This window comes from Nocardia sp. NPDC059228 (genome assembly GCF_042754245.1).
In the GTDB taxonomy this organism is placed as follows: Bacteria; Actinomycetota; Actinomycetes; order Mycobacteriales; family Mycobacteriaceae; genus Nocardia.
On sequence record NZ_JBHZAL010000008.1, the window covers coordinates 19,778 to 36,284 of the forward strand.

The 16,507-nt window shown below is 68.4% G+C and carries 14 protein-coding genes; 6 read left to right on the forward strand and 8 right to left on the reverse strand.

All coding sequences use genetic code 11. The features are described 5' to 3' along the window. Positions 1-48: 48 nt before the first annotated feature. Positions 49-1,464 (forward strand): FAD-dependent oxidoreductase, encoded by a 1,416-nt coding sequence (locus ACFXKA_RS15210; protein WP_354851226.1) that lies wholly within the window; start codon positions 49-51, stop codon positions 1,462-1,464. Between the two features lie 10 nt (positions 1,465-1,474). Here the strand turns inward: ACFXKA_RS15210 and ACFXKA_RS15215 are convergent, their stop codons facing one another. Beyond that, complete coding sequence (locus ACFXKA_RS15215; RefSeq protein ID WP_354851224.1) at positions 1,475-2,602, reverse strand: metallophosphoesterase; 1,128 nt, start codon at positions 2,600-2,602, stop codon at positions 1,475-1,477. Positions 2,603-2,706: 104 nt separating this feature from the next. Here ACFXKA_RS15215 and ACFXKA_RS15220 point away from each other — a divergent pair, with 104 nt between their 5' ends. Further along, a complete protein-coding gene (locus ACFXKA_RS15220; RefSeq protein ID WP_379386513.1) occupies positions 2,707-3,201 on the forward strand; it encodes an Lrp/AsnC family transcriptional regulator in 495 nt (164 codons plus the stop codon). Between the two features lie 15 nt (positions 3,202-3,216). On the opposite strand, the gene ACFXKA_RS15225 is transcribed toward ACFXKA_RS15220, so the two are convergent. Beyond that, positions 3,217-3,870, reverse strand: coding sequence for a metal-dependent phosphohydrolase (locus tag ACFXKA_RS15225; protein WP_354851218.1), 654 nt, complete (start codon positions 3,868-3,870; stop codon positions 3,217-3,219). Positions 3,871-3,944: 74 nt separating this feature from the next. Beyond that, the gene (locus ACFXKA_RS15230) at positions 3,945-4,520 is read right to left on the reverse strand and encodes a TetR family transcriptional regulator (RefSeq protein ID WP_379427666.1); all 576 of its coding nucleotides are present in this window, start codon (positions 4,518-4,520) and stop codon (positions 3,945-3,947) included. Between the two features lie 56 nt (positions 4,521-4,576). Here ACFXKA_RS15230 and ACFXKA_RS15235 point away from each other — a divergent pair, with 56 nt between their 5' ends. Beyond that, complete coding sequence (locus tag ACFXKA_RS15235; protein WP_379427667.1) at positions 4,577-5,566, forward strand: SMP-30/gluconolactonase/LRE family protein; 990 nt, start codon at positions 4,577-4,579, stop codon at positions 5,564-5,566. Here ACFXKA_RS15235 and ACFXKA_RS15240 read toward each other — a convergent pair. Then, complete coding sequence (locus tag ACFXKA_RS15240; RefSeq protein WP_379427668.1) at positions 5,563-7,047, reverse strand: MFS transporter; 1,485 nt, start codon at positions 7,045-7,047, stop codon at positions 5,563-5,565. The genes ACFXKA_RS15235 and ACFXKA_RS15240 overlap by 4 nt on opposite strands. Positions 7,048-7,099: 52 nt before the next feature. Continuing rightward, positions 7,100-8,317, reverse strand: a complete 1,218-nt coding sequence (cobA, locus tag ACFXKA_RS15245; RefSeq protein ID WP_379427806.1) for a uroporphyrinogen-III C-methyltransferase — start codon at positions 8,315-8,317, stop codon at positions 7,100-7,102. Positions 8,318-8,517: 200 nt separating this feature from the next. Between cobA and ACFXKA_RS15250 the strand changes: the two genes are divergently transcribed. Beyond that, complete coding sequence (locus tag ACFXKA_RS15250; protein WP_379427669.1) at positions 8,518-9,480, forward strand: hypothetical protein; 963 nt, start codon at positions 8,518-8,520, stop codon at positions 9,478-9,480. On the opposite strand, the gene ACFXKA_RS15255 is transcribed toward ACFXKA_RS15250, so the two are convergent. Beyond that, positions 9,470-10,825, reverse strand: coding sequence for a DoxX family protein (locus ACFXKA_RS15255; RefSeq protein WP_379427670.1), 1,356 nt, complete (start codon positions 10,823-10,825; stop codon positions 9,470-9,472). The genes ACFXKA_RS15250 and ACFXKA_RS15255 overlap by 11 nt on opposite strands. Positions 10,826-11,150: 325 nt before the next feature. On the opposite strand from ACFXKA_RS15255, the gene ACFXKA_RS15260 reads away from it, so the two are divergent. Together ACFXKA_RS15260 and ACFXKA_RS15265 are read left to right on the forward strand one after the other, a co-directional pair. After that, positions 11,151-12,287 carry a phosphotransferase family protein gene (locus ACFXKA_RS15260; protein WP_379427671.1) on the forward strand — a complete coding sequence of 379 codons (1,137 nt, stop codon included), beginning with the start codon at positions 11,151-11,153 and terminating at the stop codon, positions 12,285-12,287. 3 nt (positions 12,288-12,290) lie between these two features. Then, the gene (locus tag ACFXKA_RS15265; RefSeq protein WP_379427672.1) at positions 12,291-13,403 is read left to right on the forward strand and encodes a hypothetical protein; all 1,113 of its coding nucleotides are present in this window, start codon (positions 12,291-12,293) and stop codon (positions 13,401-13,403) included. Between the two features lie 143 nt (positions 13,404-13,546). Here ACFXKA_RS15265 and ACFXKA_RS15270 read toward each other — a convergent pair whose 3' ends face one another. Further along, positions 13,547-13,909, reverse strand: a complete 363-nt coding sequence (locus ACFXKA_RS15270) for a hypothetical protein (RefSeq protein WP_354851195.1) — start codon at positions 13,907-13,909, stop codon at positions 13,547-13,549. Positions 13,910-14,993: 1,084 nt separating this feature from the next. Beyond that, entirely contained in the window at positions 14,994-16,445 is a 1,452-nt protein-coding gene (locus ACFXKA_RS15275) for a DUF222 domain-containing protein (RefSeq protein WP_379427673.1), read from the reverse strand. Positions 16,446-16,507 lie beyond the last annotated feature (62 nt).

Below are 16,507 nucleotides of genomic sequence, written 5' to 3' on the forward strand. Positions count from 1 at the left end.
AGGCGCGAACGTTCGCCGTTACGGCACGAGAGAAGGAGTTGATCGGCCATGTCGGCCAAAGGAAGCAAACTGTGGGCGTCGGCACTCATCGATGCAGCGCCGACGCCGTACTGGACCGACCGGCCCGAGCGGCCGACCCCCACCGACCCCCTCACCACCGCCACCACCGCGGATCTGGCCGTCGTCGGCGGCGGCTACAGCGGACTCTGGACCGCGCTGCTGGCCAAGGAACGCGATCCCGGCATCGATGTGGTGCTGCTGGAGTCCGGTCTCTGCGGACACGCGGCCTCGGGCCGCAACGGCGGATTCTGCTCCGCCAGCCTGACCCACGGCCTGGCCAATGGCATGGAGCGCTTCCCCGACGAGATCGGACAGCTCGAACGGCTCGGCCGCGCCAACCTGGACGACATCGAGAAGGCCATCCTCCGGTACGGCATCGACTGCGACTTCGAGCGCACCGGCGAAATGGAGGTCGCCACCGCGCCCCACGAGGTCGAATGGCTGCAGGAGAGCCACGACGCCGCCGAAGCCCTCGGCTACCGCACCGAACTGCTCGACGCCGGCCAGGTGCAGGGCATGGTGCACTCGCCCACCTACCTCGGCGGCTGGTGGGACCGCGACGGCGTCGCCATGCTCGATCCGGCCCGGCTGGCCTGGGGACTACGGCGCGCCTGCCTGGATTCCGGTGTCCGCATCTTCGAAGGCACTCCGGTGCAACGCCTTTCGAAATCCCACGGCGGCACGCTCACCCTGCACACTCCGCACGGTGAGGTCCGCGCGCCCCGGGTCGCCCTGTGCACCAGCGCTTTCGCGGGCCCGGTGCCCAAGGTGTCACGCCACGTGGTGCCGGTCTACGACTACGCGCTGATGACCGAGCCACTCACCGCCGAACAGCTCGACAGCATCGGCTGGGGTACCCGCATGGGCCTGGGCGACGCCTCCTACCGCTTCCACTACTACCGCCTGACCAGCGACAATCGCATCCTCTTCGGCGGCTACGACGCCATCTACCACTTCGGCAATCGCATCGCCCCCGCCCTGGAATACAACGAGGCCACCTTCGAAACCCTCGCCCAGCACTTCTTCCAGACCTTCCCGCAGCTCGACGGCCTGCGCTTCACCCACCGCTGGGGCGGGGTCATCGACACCTGCGGCCGGTTCTGCGCCTTCTTCGGCTCCGCCTACAAGGGCCGGCTGGTCTACGCCGCCGGCTACACCGGGCTCGGGGTGGGCGCGACCCGCTTCGGCGCGGAGGTCATGCTCGACCAGCTGTGGGGCCGCGACACCGAGCGGACCCGCCTGCGCATGGTCCGCTCCCGGCCGCTGCCGCTGCCACCGGAACCGTTGCGCTCCGCGGGAATTCACCTCACCCGCTGGTCCCTGGCCCGCGCGGACGCGCACCAGGGACGCCGCAATCTGTGGCTGAAAACCCTCGACTACACCGGCCTGGGCTTCGACAGCTGAGCGGCCGGAATCAGTTGGGCCGGCGCAGGATCAGCACCGTGATCTCGCTCGGCGCGAACAGGCGCAGCTGCGGACCCCAGAAGCCGGTGCCCCGGCTGGTGTAGAGCTGGGTGCGCTCGCCGTGGCGGCTGAGCCCGGCCACCACGGGCTGATCGAGGCGGACCAGGTACCGGAAGGGCCAGATCTGCCCGCCGTGGGTGTGGCCCGAAATCTGCAGGGCCACACCGGCCGACACCGCGTCGGTGACCTGTTTGGGCTGGTGGGCCAGCAGGACCACCGGCAGCGCCGGATCGGCGCCGGCCAGGGCCGCTTCGATGTCGGGGCCGTGGCCGGGCAGGCCGCTACCGGTGGGGTCGTCGATGCCCGCCAGCACGAGGCTGTCGCCCTCGCGGGTGATGACCTCGTGCTGGTTGCGCAGCGGCTGCCAGCCCAGGCCGGACATGTGGTCGATCCAGCCCGGTGCGTCGCCGAAGTATTCGTGATTGCCGGTGATGTAGAAGCGGCCGTACTCGGCCTCGACCTTGCCGAGCGGATCGACCTGCGCCCTCCGCTTCTCCACCGAGCCGTCCGCGAGATCGCCCGCGTGACAGGCGATATCGGGACGCAGCGCGTTGACCTCCTCGACCACCCGCTCCGACCAGCGCAACCGATCGGTCGCGGCGTAGTGGGTGTCGGTGACGACCACCAGCCGGAAACCGTCCAAACCCGCACCGAGACCGGGGATCTCGACCTGGACCGTACGCACGCGCGGCACCCGGCGCGCCTCGTAGATCGCCCAGGCGGACAGCACAATCGACACCGCGAGCACCCCGACCGCCACCACGCGCGAGCGCACCGGATCGTCCACCCCCGCGACCGTAAGTACACCCCGGACCGCGGCGCCGATCACCGACCAGGTGAACACCACCCACATGACGCCCAGCATGGTGTCGCCCACCAGCGACGCCGCGTCGGACTGCCGCGGGCCGTGCCCGAGCAGCATGCCCGCGGGCAGCGCCAGATAGCCGAGCAGGAACACCGCCGACCCGAGCCAGAACCAGGTCCCGGACATCGTCGTGTAGACCAGCAGCCACCAGGGGAGGGCGAACAGGAGCGCGGGAATGCCGAGGAACAGAACCGCGCGCGGAACGTACTTCACGGGAGATCATCCTTGTCGGACCGAAAACCGCCGGACCCGGCGACCGATCCCAACATACCCGCGCGCTCGCGACCGCCGGTCGGGCGTTCGCCCGACCAGCCGCGATGAGGAAGGATGATCTCGTGATCGACCAGAACTCCGGCCGGGGAGCTCCGATCCTCGACGACATCTCCAAGCGGATCATCGATCAGCTCCAGGAGGACGGGCGACGCGCGTACGCCACCATCGGCAAGGCCGTCGGACTCTCCGAGGCCGCCGTCCGCCAGCGCGTGCAGAAGCTGGCCGATGCCGGGGTGATCCAGATCGTCGCGGTCACCGATCCCCTGCAGGTCGGGCTGTTCCGGCAGGCCATGATCGCCATCACCGTCGACGGGCCGGTGCAGCAGGTGGCCGACATCTTGGCTGCCATCGAGGAAATCAACTATGTCGTGGTGTGCGCCGGACGCTACGACATCCTCTGCGAGGCCGTGTGCCCGGACGACGAAGCCCTGCTCGACCTGGTGTCCAACCGGATTCGCGGGCTGGCCGGGGTCCGGCATGCCGAGATCATGGTGTACCTCAAGCTGCGGAAGCAGACCTACAAGTACGGCACCCGCTGATCGGGGCGCGAACCCTCACTCGGCCCCGGGTTCGCCCGCCGGCTCCGCGGTGAGCGTGGCGAGTTCGGCCGCGAGGTTGGCGCGGGCCGCGGACTCGTAGCGGGACCGGGCGGTGGGGGTGCGGAAAAGCGCGGGCTGCCCGGCGAGCGCCGCCAGCACGGCGGCCCGGCCCGAGCGGAAGAGCGGGTCGGGAACGTGGGCGTACTCGGCGCGGACGGCGGCGGTGTAGGCGGCGTAGGCGGTCGCGTCGGCCGCGAGGATCGCCAGATCGGCATCGCAGAGCACCGCGCCGTTGCGGTCCGACGGGTCCGGATGGTGGCCGCCGGTGAGCCGGACCAGCCGCGCGGCCTCCGCCACCGTGTCCGCGCCGACTCCCAATGCGGGCAGGGCGGTTTCGGCCAGGCGGGCGCTGGCCTCCTCGTTGTCGGTGCCGTCGACGGCGTAGACCGCGTCGTGGAAGAAGGCGGCGTAACGCACCGCGTCCAGATCCTCCGCGTCGGCGGCCAGATCGTCGATGACCGCCAGCATGGCGGCCAGGTGCTCGACGGTGTGATAGCGGCGGTGCGGCTCACGGTAGCGGCGGACCAGGTCCTCCCCCACCGCGCGTGCCTGCGGCCCGGCCAATTTCGTCCAGCGGTCCAGCAGATCCGCGTCCAGACTCATCCCCATCCGGGCAGTGTGCCCAATCTTCGGTCCGGAGAAAACCCCTCCGGCAGCGTGGTTTTCACCACTGGCTCACAAGGTCAAGCGTTCCCGAGCGTGAGGTAGCGCTGAATGGTGGGCCCGATGTCGGCGACGATCTGCTCCGAGCTCAGCGCCACCACCGGCGGCAGCCGTAAGACATAGCGGCACAGGGCGAGTCCCAGGATCTGGGTGGCGATCAGACCCGCGCGATGCGGTGCGTCGGCCGGATCGCCGAAACGGAGCACGGCCGGCATGAGCTGCTGGGCGAAGATGCGCCGGGTGCGTTCCACCACGTCCTCGTCGGTCAGCGACGAACGAATGAGGGTGAGCAGGATCTCACTGGTCGGCGGCTGCTCCCACAGCTCCAGGAACCGCGCCGCGAGCAGTGCGCCCAGCGAATCCGGCGCGGCCGCACCGAGATCCGGCAGCTCCAGGTCGACATCCAGTGCGGCGTCGAACAATCCGTCCTTGTTGCCGTAGTAGCGCATCACCATCGACGGGTCGATCCCGGCGTCGGCCGCGATCGCCCGGATGGTCGCCTTCCGGTAGCCGTCCTCGGCGAAGCGGCGCCGTGCCGCCTCCAGAATCGCCGCGCGGGTGGCATCCGACCGCCGCGGCCCCGTCTCCACAATCATGCCCACAAGTGTAGGCCAACAACTGTTGACTACCAAGGGCCGGGTTACAGTGAGCCATGTCCATGCAGCCCAAGCGCTGGACGCCGCCCAAGGCGACGGCCCGCGCCCACGAAAACCACAGTGCGCCACCCATGCCGCCCGTACGGCGGCTCGAGGTGCCCGGAGACGGGCCCGAGGATGTGGTCGTCGCCCCCGACGGCAGAGTCGTCGCGGGACTCGCGGACGGCACCCTGGTGGCGGTCGACCCGGCCGACGGCACCGTCGAGCGGATCGGGCACACCGGCGGGCGACCGCTGGGACTGCACGCGAACCCCGATGGCTCGCTGCTGATCTGCGATGCCAACCGTGGGCTGCTGCGCCTGGACAAGCCGGGCGGGCAGGTCGAGGTGCTGGTGTCCGAGGTCGACGGCGTGCCGCTGAACTTCACCAGCAATGTGGTCGCCGACGGCGACACCGTCTACTTCTCCGAGTCCACCCGGCACTGGTCGCTAGGCGAGTACATGGGCGACATGCTCGAGCACTCCGAGACCGGCCGGCTGCTGCGCCGCAATCCCGACGGCAGCGTCGAAACCCTGGTCGACGGGCTGAAATTCGCGAACGGCATCGTGCTCGCCCCGGACCGTTCGTGCCTGCTGGTCGCCGAAACGGGCGGCTACAGCATCATCCGCTACTGGCTGACCGGGCCGAAGGCGGGCACCCACGACTACTTCGCCGAGAACCTGCCCGCCTTCCCCGACAATATGGGCCTCGGCAGTGACGGGCTGGCCTGGGTGGCGCTGGTGTCGCCGCGAAATCCGCTGCTGGACATGCTGCTTCCGCTGCCCGGCGTGCTGCGCCGGCTGGTGTGGGCGATTCCCGAAGCGCTGCAACCGAAACCGGCCCGCACCGTGTGGGTGCAGGCCTTCGACTTCGACGGGAATCTCGTCCACGACCTGCAGCGCGAGGGCACCGACTACGCCATGGTCACCGGGGTCGCCGAACAGGACGGCGCGATCTACCTCGGCAGCCTGACCGAATCGGCGATCGCGGTCACCGCGGTGCCCTAGCTCTTCTGAGCCTCGTCCTGTGCGTGCTGCGCCTGGGCCAGCTGCCCGGGCGTGTACCGCAGCGTCAGCGCCAGCAGGCCCATGACCGCGGTGCCGATGGCGCACACCAGCAGGACGAGGGTGTACCCGCTGCCCAGCGCATCGATCTGGCTCGGCGACATCTCGCTCACCTTGCCCGATTTGCCGCCGAGCGCCAGCGTGCGCGACAGGGCGACCGGGCTCAACACGCCGACCGCGAACGGCGTGCCCATGTTCATGAACATCTGCCCGACCGCCGACAGCGGGCCGATGTGGGCCATGTCCACGCCGACCAGCACGCACAGCGGCAGGATCACGATGGCGGTGCCCACGCAGAAGCCGACGATCGACATCATCACCAGCAGCGTGGGGAAATAGTCGGCCGAACTGTCCAGTGTGGAACCGAAATACAGCGCGCCCGCCAGCACCAGGGCGGCCGCCAGCAGCAGCCAGCGCGCCCGGACATACATGCACGCCTTGGACGCCACCGCGGTACCGACGCCCGCGCCGAGGGTGAACGGAATGCTGGCCAGACCGGCCTGCAGCGGGCTGTAGCGCAGCACGTTCTGCAGGAACTGCGCGACGAAGAAGGTGGTCGCGCCGAGCACGCCGGAAGTCAGGAAGATGGCGGCGAAGGTGATCACGCGGTCGCGACTCTTGAACAGCGACCACGGCAGCAGCGGGTTGTCCACATCACGCTCGGCGAAGATGAACACGATCAGCAGGACGAAACCGCCGATCAGCGCGCCGAGGATGACCGGAGAGCCCCAACCCATTTCGGGCCCCTCGGTCGCACCGAAGACGATCGACACGCAGGCCAGCGTGCCCAGGATGGCGCCGCGCACATCCATGGACATGCGGTGGTGCGCGGTGTCGCGCAGCTGGTAGATCGCGCCCCAGACGATGAGAATGCCGATCGGCACATTGATCCAGAAGATCCAGCGCCAGTCGACCTGGGTCAGCGCGCCGCCGATGACCAGACCGCCGACCGAGCCGACACCGACCATGGATCCGAAGATGGCGACCGCCTGATTGCGGGCCGGGCCGGGCGCGTAGGTGCTCGCCACCAGCGCGAAGGCGGTCGGCGCGGCAATGGCCGCGCCCGTACCCTGCAGCGCGCGGGCCGCGATCAGCCAGGCCTCGTTCTGCGCCGTGCCGCACAGCGCCGAGGCGACGGTGAACAGCGCGACGCCGAGGATCAGCATCCGCTTGCGGCCGAACGAGTCGCCGAGACGTCCGCCCAGCAGCATGAGGCCCGCGAACGGAAGACCATAGGCCGTGACCGTCCACGCACTGCCCGCGCTGGACAGGCCGAGCTGTTCCTGTAGTCGCGGCAGCGCCAGGATCATGACGGTGCCGTCCAGCACGACCATCAGCTGAAGCCCGCTGAGGACGAGAATTGCGAGCCCGAACGCCCGCTTGGTCACCGGATACTGCATCGTCGCAGCGGGGTTATCGAGCACCCGCCCACTGTAATGGATGCACTATCCGGCGAACCGAACTCATTACGCGACGTCAGGAGTTGTCCTGGTCCGGCGCACCCGCGGTGAAGCCCGCGGTCGGGCCGATGACGATGATGGCCGGCGGGCGAATGCCCTCGGTGCGCACCCGCTCGGCGACGGTGGCCAGGTCGGCGCGCAGGATGCGCTGGGTGCGCAGGCTGCCCTCCTGGATGACGGTGACCGGGGTGTCGGCGGCACGGCCCCCCGAGATCAGCGCGTCGGCGAACTTCTCGATCCGCTCCACCGCCATCAGCAACACGATGGTGCCGCGCAGCCGGGCCAGCGCGGGCCAGTCCACCAGCGAATCCGGGTGGTCGGGGGCGACATGGCCGCTGACGACCACGAACTCGTGCGTGACACCGCGGTGGGTGACCGGGATACCGGCCAGGGCGGGCACCGAAATCGCGCTGGTGACACCGGGAACCACGGTCACCGGGATACCGGCGTCGACGCAGGCTTCGAGTTCTTCGTAGCCGCGCCCGAAGACATAGTTGTCGCCGCCCTTGAGCCGCACCACGAACTTGCCCGCCTTCGCGCCCTCGATGAGCGCGGCATTGATGGCCTCCTGCGCCATGGCCCGGCCGTAGGGAATCTTGGCCGCGTCGATGACCTCCACCTCCGGCCCGAGCTCGGCCAGCAGCTCCGGCGGCGCGAGCCGGTCGGCGACAACGAGATTCGCGCGGGCCAGCAGACGGCGGCCGCGCACGGTGATCAGATCCGGATCGCCGGGGCCGCCGCCGACCAGCGCCACGCCCGGGGTCACGGGGGCCGAATCATCGGTCACCACACCGGATTGCAGGGCTTCCAGCAGCGCGTTGCGCACCGCGGCCGAGCGGCGGTGCTGCCCGCCGGCCAGCACGCCCATCGTCATGCCGTCGTAGCGCGCGGTGGCCGGGGTGACTGCGGTGCCCAGCCGCGCGGTGTCGGCGCGGACACAGAAAATGCGGCGGCGGGTGGCCTCCGCGACCACGGCCGCATTGGTCTCGGGCTCGTCGGTGCAGGCCATGACATACCAGGCGCCGTCGAGATCGCCGTCGGCGTAGGCACGCAACTCCAGGGTCAGCTGTCCCGAGGTGGCCATGCCCTCGACCGCGGGCGTGGCCTCGCGGCTGATCACGTGCACATCCGCACCGGAGGCGATGAGCAGCCCGAGCCGCCGCTGCGCCACCGTGCCACCGCCGACCACGACCACGCGGCGACCGTTCAGATCGAGGCCGACCAGGTAGTTCAGATCGCCGGTGTCGACCCGGGACTCGGGAACCGGCTGGTCATCGGGGGTGGCTGCGGGGTTCTGCACAAGGATTCAGGGTACGGCGTGGGCGTCGGCGCACGACAATCGACCGGCATCCGGGTGGCAATCGATACAGAGTTCACAACGGTCGCGGTCATCTTGCGCATCCGACGCGCCGGCCATTTCTATGCTCAATAGCTATGACACGCAGTGCCGCCGTGCTTGTTCGCTGTTGCCTGCTCGCCGCACTGGTGGTGCTCGGCATTCCCTTCGGAACCGGTCACGCGGACCCGCCGGTCGAGGCCGTCTATGCGCAGCCGGGGCCGTGGGCGGTGACCGAACAGCGCGCCTTCACCTGCTGCGACTCCACCGGGGCCGCCTACGACATCTGGTATCCGACCGAGCTGGGGGCCAACGGGTTCCGGCATCCGATCATCACCTGGGGCGACGGGACCAACGCGCACCCGAACCAATACGCTTATCTGCTGCGGCATTTCGCGTCCTGGGGGTTCGTGGTGATCGCCACCGAGAACTCGGCCACCGGGTCGGGGATCGACATCGCGGGGGCGGTCGACCGGCTGCTGTCCCTGGCCGCGGACCCGGACAGCGTCTTCCACGACCGGCTGGACCCGGATGCGATTGGCGCGGTGGGGCATTCGCAGGGGGCGACGGGCGCCCTCAACGCCATGATGCATTCGGGCGGCCGGATCAAGACCGCCGTGCCGATCGAGCTGCCCATCCAGCTGTCGTGCCTCCTGGGCTGGTGCCCCGATACCCACGGACTGGCCGGCGGTTCGATCTTCTTCGTGAACGGTTCGGCCGACACCGTCATCTCGCCGTCCGAGCAGACCTTGCCGCCGACGGCCGTCGGCCTGCAATCACTGCGGGCCTTCTACGACGCGGTGCCCGCCGGTGTCCAGAAGGCGTGGGGCACCCTGGTCGGCCCGAACCACAATGATGTTCAGGGCCAACCGGATTGCGCCGACGCCTCCTGGCCGTGCACCTCCGGCGTCTCCGGCTACCTCGGCTATCCCACCGCCTGGCTGGCCGCCCGGCTGCTCGGCAGGGCCGACGCCCAGCGGGCGTTCGCGGCCGGATCCGGCGAATTCCTCGCCCCGAATCCGCTGTGGACCAACCAGATCAGCGACATCACTACCCCATGACCTTGCCGAAGTTCGCGTCTTCCTGAATCAGGTGCAGGCCACGGCCCTTCCGGAGCGGCAGCTGGCCGAGGTCGACCCGATCGAGCGTGATGGTGACCGGGTGGCCGTCCAGCCGGCCGTCGAGCACCAGCCGGTCCGGCGTCGGTTGCTCATAGCCGAGATCCGCCAGGTCCGTGGTCGCCTGCGCGCTGCGGAGCACCAATCGGTGTGCGCCGGTGTCGATCTGCGCGCCCAGCGGCATCAACTCATCGTCCATGCGTTGTACGACGGCCATCTTCGGCTGGTCGAGAACCAGTCGCCGCCAGCGGCTCTCATCGGTCAGCAGCGGCGGCACCGGCCGGCCGTCGCGGGTGAAGTCGGTGACCGTCCAGATGCCGTACAACTCGGATTTCGGGCTGCCACCGCCGTATTCGTGCCAGTTGTCCGCCCCGATCCAGACGTAGCCCGCCGACAACCACACGATCAGCAGCACCTGCGCGGCGGCCGCCCAGCGCCGCGTCCGGCGCGTGCGGAACGGCTCCGGTGTGGCGGCCGGACCGGCGGCCCGGCCGGTCAGCAGCGCGGTGAGCCGCGGAGCCTCGGGCACCAGCAGGACCAGGCAGAGCAGCATCAGATGGAACGACAGCAGCTTCACCGGCACATCGAAGGTCATGTTCAGTACCCACACCTGCGCCATGCTCACCAGGCTCAGCAGCACACCCGCCAGCCGGGTGCGCGGCACCAGCAGCAGCACGCCGCCCAGCACCTCGGCGATCCCGAGCAAGGTTTCGTACACCGGTGACACGCCGACCTGACTCCACAGCACACTCATGGGCGCGAAGTCGCCGTACGGGGTCAGCAGCGTGGTGAGCGCGGGCTCGGGCATCTGCGTCGGAATCGCCTTGGCGAACCCGTATCCGAGCATCTGACCGGCCAGGCACAACCGGATGAACAACAGGAACCACGCGGACAGGCGGTGGTACTCGGTCCGGGTGCGGTCCAGCATCGTCCAGAGCACGGTCCCGGCCGCCGCGATAACGAGCAGGCAGAACACCAGGATCCAGAAGACCGCCTGATCACCGCTGCCCGTGCTGTGCAGCGCCACATCGGTCCCGAAGACGGTGTGGCCCGTCCACTTCACCACGGGCAGGGACACGCTCATCCAGAGGCGGGGCCAGTCGTCCGGGAGCCAGCGTTGCAGCGGTCCCGCGAAGTCGATCAGCATTTGCGGGTAGAAGACGCAGAAGAGCCCGAAGTACAGGAATCCGAAGCGGAAGAGAATGCGTCCGATCGGATTCCAGGACCGTGCGGGCTCGGTGTCCCTCCCCTCCCGCTCGGTCGCGGTGTCGATTGTCTGCACGCTCATGCCCCGTCCCTCACTTCCATTCGGAAGCTTCGACGGTAGGCGGTCCGGCGGCCCGCACGCTTCCGGATTCACCCTGAGCCGACCCGGAATATGCCTGATAGGAACTACTTCTCGAGGCGTACGTGGCAGCACGACCACGACATGGCGACCAAGCCACATCCCGGTCACCGGTACTGGTGAAACGGGTCTCGCCGATCCCCTACCAGAGCTATTTAGAACGCGTTACATTTCACCCAACGTGCCGACCGGACTTACCACAGCGGCGACCCGGCCGCATCCGGTGGCCCGCAGGCACACTCCGCTACACCCGCGCAGGGAGGACCCCATGACTTCGGCCCACGCCGATCCCAACCAGCGGATGGAACTCACGGTTTCCGACCAGAACCTCGATGAACTCGCGACCGAACTCGCGCAGTGGCTCGGGACCAAGGTCGAGGCCGACGAGCCGCCGCAGGTCACCTCGATCACCCGGCCGCAGGCCGGCGGCATGTCCAGCACCACGCTGCTCTTCGACGCCGAGTGGACCGAGCAGGGGCAGGCGGCCGGCGGGTCCTTCGTGGCGCGGCTCGCGCCCGATCAGAGCTCCTTCCCGGTGTTCGAGAACTACGACCTGGCAACGCAGTTCGCGGTCATAGCCGGTGTCGCCGAGGCCACCGACCTGCCGGTGCCGCCGCTGTGCTGGCTGGAAACCGGTTCCGACAATGTGCTCGGCGCACCGTTCTTCGTCATGCGACGCGTGAACGGCCGTGTGCCCGAGGACAATCCGCCGTACGTGTTCATCGGCTGGCTGCACGAGGCCACCCCGGAGCAGCGCTATCAGGTGACCCGCCGGACCATCGAGATCATCGCCAAGGTGCACTCGATTCCCGATCCGGAGCAGCGGTTCCCGATGCTGGCGGGCGAGGGCTCGGCGCTGCGGCGGCACTTCGAGGCCCAGCGGGCATGGTACGACTGGGCGCTCGCCCGCGACGGCTTCCGCATCCCGCTGCTGGAGCGCACCTTCGACTGGCTCGAGGAGAACTTCCCCACCGACACCGGAACGGACGTGCTGAGCTGGGGCGACGCCCGGCCGGGCAATGTCATGTTCGACGAGTTCGATCCGGTCGCGGTGCTGGACTGGGAGATGGCCGCCATCGGCCCGCGGGAACTCGACGTGGCCTGGACGATTCTCATCCACCGGTTCTTCCAGGACATCGCCACGCGGTTCGACCAGCCGGGCCTGGCCGACTACATGCGGCGCGCCGATGTGGAGAAGCTCTACGAGGAGGCCAGCGGGCACGCCGTGCGCGACCTGGACTGGTACCTCATGTACGCCGCGCTGCGGCACGGCATCGTGATGGCCCGCATCCGGCGGCGGATGATCCACTTCGGTGAGGCGACCGACAACGACGATCGCGACGACTACGTGATGCACCGGCATCTGCTGGAAGCCATGCTCGACGGCACCTACTCGTGGGATTGAGAGATGACGCAGAATCAGATCAACTCGCTCGACGAATACCCGATCCACCAGACCCCGCTGTCCATGTCGCGGGTCGGGACCAGTGATCGGAACTTCTACGACCGCAACTACTTCAACGCGCTCGACACCGGCAGTGACACCTTCCTGGTCACCGGTTTCGGCGTATATCCGAACCTGGGCGTGACCGACGCGTTCGCGACCGTGCGCCGCGGCGACACCCAGCGGGCCGTGCGGTTCTCCGACGCCCTGGCCGAGCGCAGCCTCGAGCCCAAGGTCGGCGGCTACCGGATCGAGATCGCCGAACCGCTGCAGAAGATCCGCGTGCTCTGCGAACACGAGGACCTGTCCTTCGACCTGACCTGGGAGGGTTCCTTCCCGGCCGTGGCCGAACAGCCGCACACCATCCTCACCGGCGTGCACCGGCCCATCATCGACGCGCAGCGCTTCGCGCAGGTCGGAACCTGGTCGGGCACACTGCATGTCGACGGCACCGATATCAGCGTGGACCCGTCCGCATGGTGCGGCACCCGCGACCGCTCCTGGGGGATCCGCCCGGTCGGCGAATCCGATCACCCGGGCCGGTTGGGGTCCGAACCGTCCGAAGGCTTCTGGTGGCTGTACGTGCCGCTGCTGTTCGACGAGTTCTCCATCATCGTCATCGTGCAGGAGGAGCCCAACGGCTTCCGCACGCTCAATGACGCCACCCGGATCTGGAAGGACGGGCGAGTCGAGCAACTGGGCTGGCCCCGTGTGCATCTGACGTACAAGTCGGGCACGCGCATCCCGACGCGGGTGCGCCTGGATCTCACCACGCCGGACGGCAAGCCGCTCGAGGTCGAGGTCGAGGCCGGAACCTTCATGGCCCTCAATGTCGGTTGCGGCTACGGCGGCGACCCCGACTGGCAGCACGGCCAATGGAAGGGCCGCGACTGGTCCGAGAGCAAGCTCTACGACCTGACCGACCCGGCCATTGCCGGACGCATTCCGTTCGGCGTCATCGATCACGTCGGCAAGGCGCGCTGCGGCGACGCCGAAGGCTGGGGACTGTTCGAGCACGGCACCATGGGTCGCCACGATCCGACCGGATTCGCCGATTGGGGTGCTGTCGCACCCTGACCGCGCACAGCCGCAGCCCTCGCCGGCAACCAACCACCCGGCGGGGGCCGCGGCGTGTGGGAGTGATGTCACATGTCGGCAATTCCGGTGGCCTACTGCGGAATTCACTGATCGCAGACGCCACGGCCCGGATGAGGAAGTGGTCAGGTGGAGGGCCACCAGTAAGTGGCGACCATGTAGAGGCTGAGTAGGAACCCTGCGATGAAGATCAGGGCGCCGACCGCGAGTGCCCAGGTGGGGCGCCAGCCGTGGCGCAGGGCTATTCGACCGAGCTGCCAGGAGACGGCTCCACCGGCTGCCCAGGTGTACAGGGGGAACGCGCCCAGGCCCAGGATGATCTGGGGTGGGCAGGGGTGACGCCAGCCGCAGAACTCTGGGATGCCGTCCAGGTCTCTGATGATGAGGAAGGACAGGAAGGCTGTGGCGCAGAAGCCGACGGTGCCCCAGAAACGCCACCACATCAGGAAGCTGCGCCAGCCGTCGGGTACGAGGGTGGGATACGCCACAAGGCAAAAGATAAAGAACAAAACGCAAAATACAAAAGACCGAAAGACAAAGACGCCTGGAGAAGCGAGGGGGCCGGGCTTGGGGACGCGCCTACACCTACCAGCCCAATCACCTTTGAACCTGCATGTGGGTGTCGCTGCAGGAGGTATTCGCTTGGATCTCGGGGTTGCGGTATCCGCAGGATGGGATCTAGCGAGGAGAAGACCGCTGTGGCTGTTCGGCGTTCGAGGAACTCAGGATGGACTTGCGGTGGGTTCTGTCTGTAGAAGGTGATGCGTGCAGTCCCTGGGCCGGGATCGGCGGGAGACGTTCCCGACCCGGCGTCAGCCCAAGTCCGGTAGGGCAGGCGAGGTGACCACACCTCCCCGTCCCCGCGCACACCAGCCCGACACGAGCAGCCGGGAATCACGCCGCCCATGAACCCCACCTCCGGCAACTGGAATCGGTCGCAGCCGCGACCCACTGCCCCACGCGATGCCGATCGTCCACCCGCACCTCCCCGGCGCCCTGCGCACGCCAGCAGGACACGAGCAGCCGGGAATCACGCGGCCCGTGCACCCCACTTCTGGCAACTGGATTCGACGGCAGCGGCGACCCACTGCCCCACGCGATGCCGATCGTTCACCCACACCTCCCCATGCCCCGCGCACGCCACCAGGACACGAGCGGCCAGGAATCACGCCACCCGAGCACCCCACCTCCAGCAACTGGAATCGATCGCAGCCGCGACCTGCTGCCCCACGTGATGCCGATCGTTCACCCGCACCTCCCCGTGCCCCGCGCACGCCAGCAGCACACGAGCGGCCGGGAATCACGCTGCTCGTGCACCCCACTTCTGGCAACTGGATTCGACGGCAGCGGCGACCCACTGCCCCACGCGATGCTGATCGTTCACCCACACCTCCCCGGCGCCCTGCGCACGCCACCAGGACACGAGCGGCCGGGAATCACGCCGCCCGTGAACCCCACTTCCAGCAACTGGATTCGACGGCAGCGGCGACCCACTGCCCCACGTGATGCCGATCGTCCACCCGCACCTCCCCGTGCCCTGCGCACGCCAGCAGGACACGAGCGGTCTGGGAATCACGCTGCTCGTGAACCCCACTTCTGGCAACTGGATTTGATGGCAGCGGCGACCTGCTGCCCGACGTGATGTCTGTCGTTCACGCGAGGAATGCTGGTGGGGTCGAGGCGTTTCGGGGCAAGCCACCCGGTCCGGCCCCGATAGGGGGAATCTTTGCCCATGACAACGGTTTTCCAGCCGTCGGGACTGTCGTTGACCAGTGCGTGGCAGTGATCGCAGACCAGGGTCAGATTGGTCAGGTCGGTGGGGCCGTCTTTGGCCCAGTCGGTGATGTGGTGGACCGCGCACATGCTCGCGGGTGCGTCGCATCCTGGTCGGGTGCAGCCCTTGTCGCGGGCGATCAACGCCAACCGCTGGGCGGGGGTGGCCAGGCGTTGGCAGCGGCCCAGGTACAGCGGCAGCCCGTCGGCGTCGAGGACCGCCAACACCGGACGGGTCCCCTCGGCCAGCGTCAACGCCTCGTTGATCGAGACATGGCCGCCCGAGGCGGTGGTCGCGACCCCGGCTCCACGCTCGAGGTCGGCGAGGTTCATGGTGAGGATGGCTTGGACCGGCAGACCGCGGTGGGAGCCGAGTTTGGCGGGGTCGACTCCAGGCTGCAGGAGTGCGAACAGGGCGTCGTGGGTGCGCTGCCCGCCATCACGACGATCACGACGCGCGGCCGCCTCGAGGACCTTGGAATCGACGACCTTGACCGTGGCAGCGACGCTGTCGGGGTCGTCGATGTTGCACATGCCCGGACGCGCCAGCTTCGCGAACACCGCATCCAACAGGGCCCGCAACTCGGGAGTGATCCAACCCTCGATCCACGACATCCCATCCACCCCGGAACGACCCAGGACCAGACCGCGACGGCGACGGCGGTCGACGTCGGAGACGACCTTGCCGTCGGGATCGACGCGGGCGAGGATGTCACGACCGATCTTGGGCAGGTCATCGGGCCAACCGACCCGGGAATGGCCGACCAGGATGTCCTCGGCCTCCGCACGCGTCTCGGCCGCGATGTCGGCGGGCAGGTGGTTCATCACGTCGATGATGTTGCGGACATGATCGCGTGAGATCTCGCCTGCTTCAAAGGCTTCGGCGGTCGAAGCCAACGTCGCCGGGCGCAGGTGTCCGGTGGGTTCGAAGAATTCCCCGCACTGGCGGGCGATTTTCACCCGCACCGACGCGTCGTACCTCGACAGGCCCAAGGTCTGCCGCAGGAACGGCACCACATCTTTTGCCCCGCTGCTTTCGGGCAGGGAGCGGTTGCAGGCCTCGATGATCAAGCGTGAATCCAGCGCCGACAGTTGACGTTTGCAGGTTTCGAGCCGCTGCATCAACTCCACGACATCAGCGTCGGAGAACGGGGTGAGGTTTCCGTGCAGGACGGAATTCGACAGGGCCTCGACGGCGGCCGCCAATTCGGCCATACCGAACGCTTCGAGTTTCACCCCCATCGAATTCATGCACTGATTCTACCGCTACAGCAACAACCTAGGAACCCGAAATGTCCTGTATTACTTGGCTT

Excerpts from the sequence above, each read along its gene's own strand:
- ACFXKA_RS15210 (WP_354851226.1), top strand. The coding sequence starts at position 49 with ATGTCGGCCAAAGGAAGCAAACTGTGGGCGTCGGCACTCATCGATGCA.
- ACFXKA_RS15220 (WP_379386513.1), top strand. The coding sequence starts at position 2,707 with ATGAGGAAGGATGATCTCGTGATCGACCAGAACTCCGGCCGGGGAGCT.
- ACFXKA_RS15225 (WP_354851218.1), bottom strand. The coding sequence starts at position 3,870 with ATGGGGATGAGTCTGGACGCGGATCTGCTGGACCGCTGGACGAAATTG.
- ACFXKA_RS15230 (WP_379427666.1), bottom strand. The coding sequence starts at position 4,520 with ATGATTGTGGAGACGGGGCCGCGGCGGTCGGATGCCACCCGCGCGGCG.
- ACFXKA_RS15235 (WP_379427667.1), top strand. The coding sequence starts at position 4,577 with ATGTCCATGCAGCCCAAGCGCTGGACGCCGCCCAAGGCGACGGCCCGC.
- ACFXKA_RS15250 (WP_379427669.1), top strand. The coding sequence starts at position 8,518 with ATGACACGCAGTGCCGCCGTGCTTGTTCGCTGTTGCCTGCTCGCCGCA.
- ACFXKA_RS15255 (WP_379427670.1), bottom strand. The coding sequence starts at position 10,825 with ATGAGCGTGCAGACAATCGACACCGCGACCGAGCGGGAGGGGAGGGAC.
- ACFXKA_RS15260 (WP_379427671.1), top strand. The coding sequence starts at position 11,151 with ATGACTTCGGCCCACGCCGATCCCAACCAGCGGATGGAACTCACGGTT.
- ACFXKA_RS15265 (WP_379427672.1), top strand. The coding sequence starts at position 12,291 with ATGACGCAGAATCAGATCAACTCGCTCGACGAATACCCGATCCACCAG.
- ACFXKA_RS15275 (WP_379427673.1), bottom strand. The coding sequence starts at position 16,445 with ATGAATTCGATGGGGGTGAAACTCGAAGCGTTCGGTATGGCCGAATTG.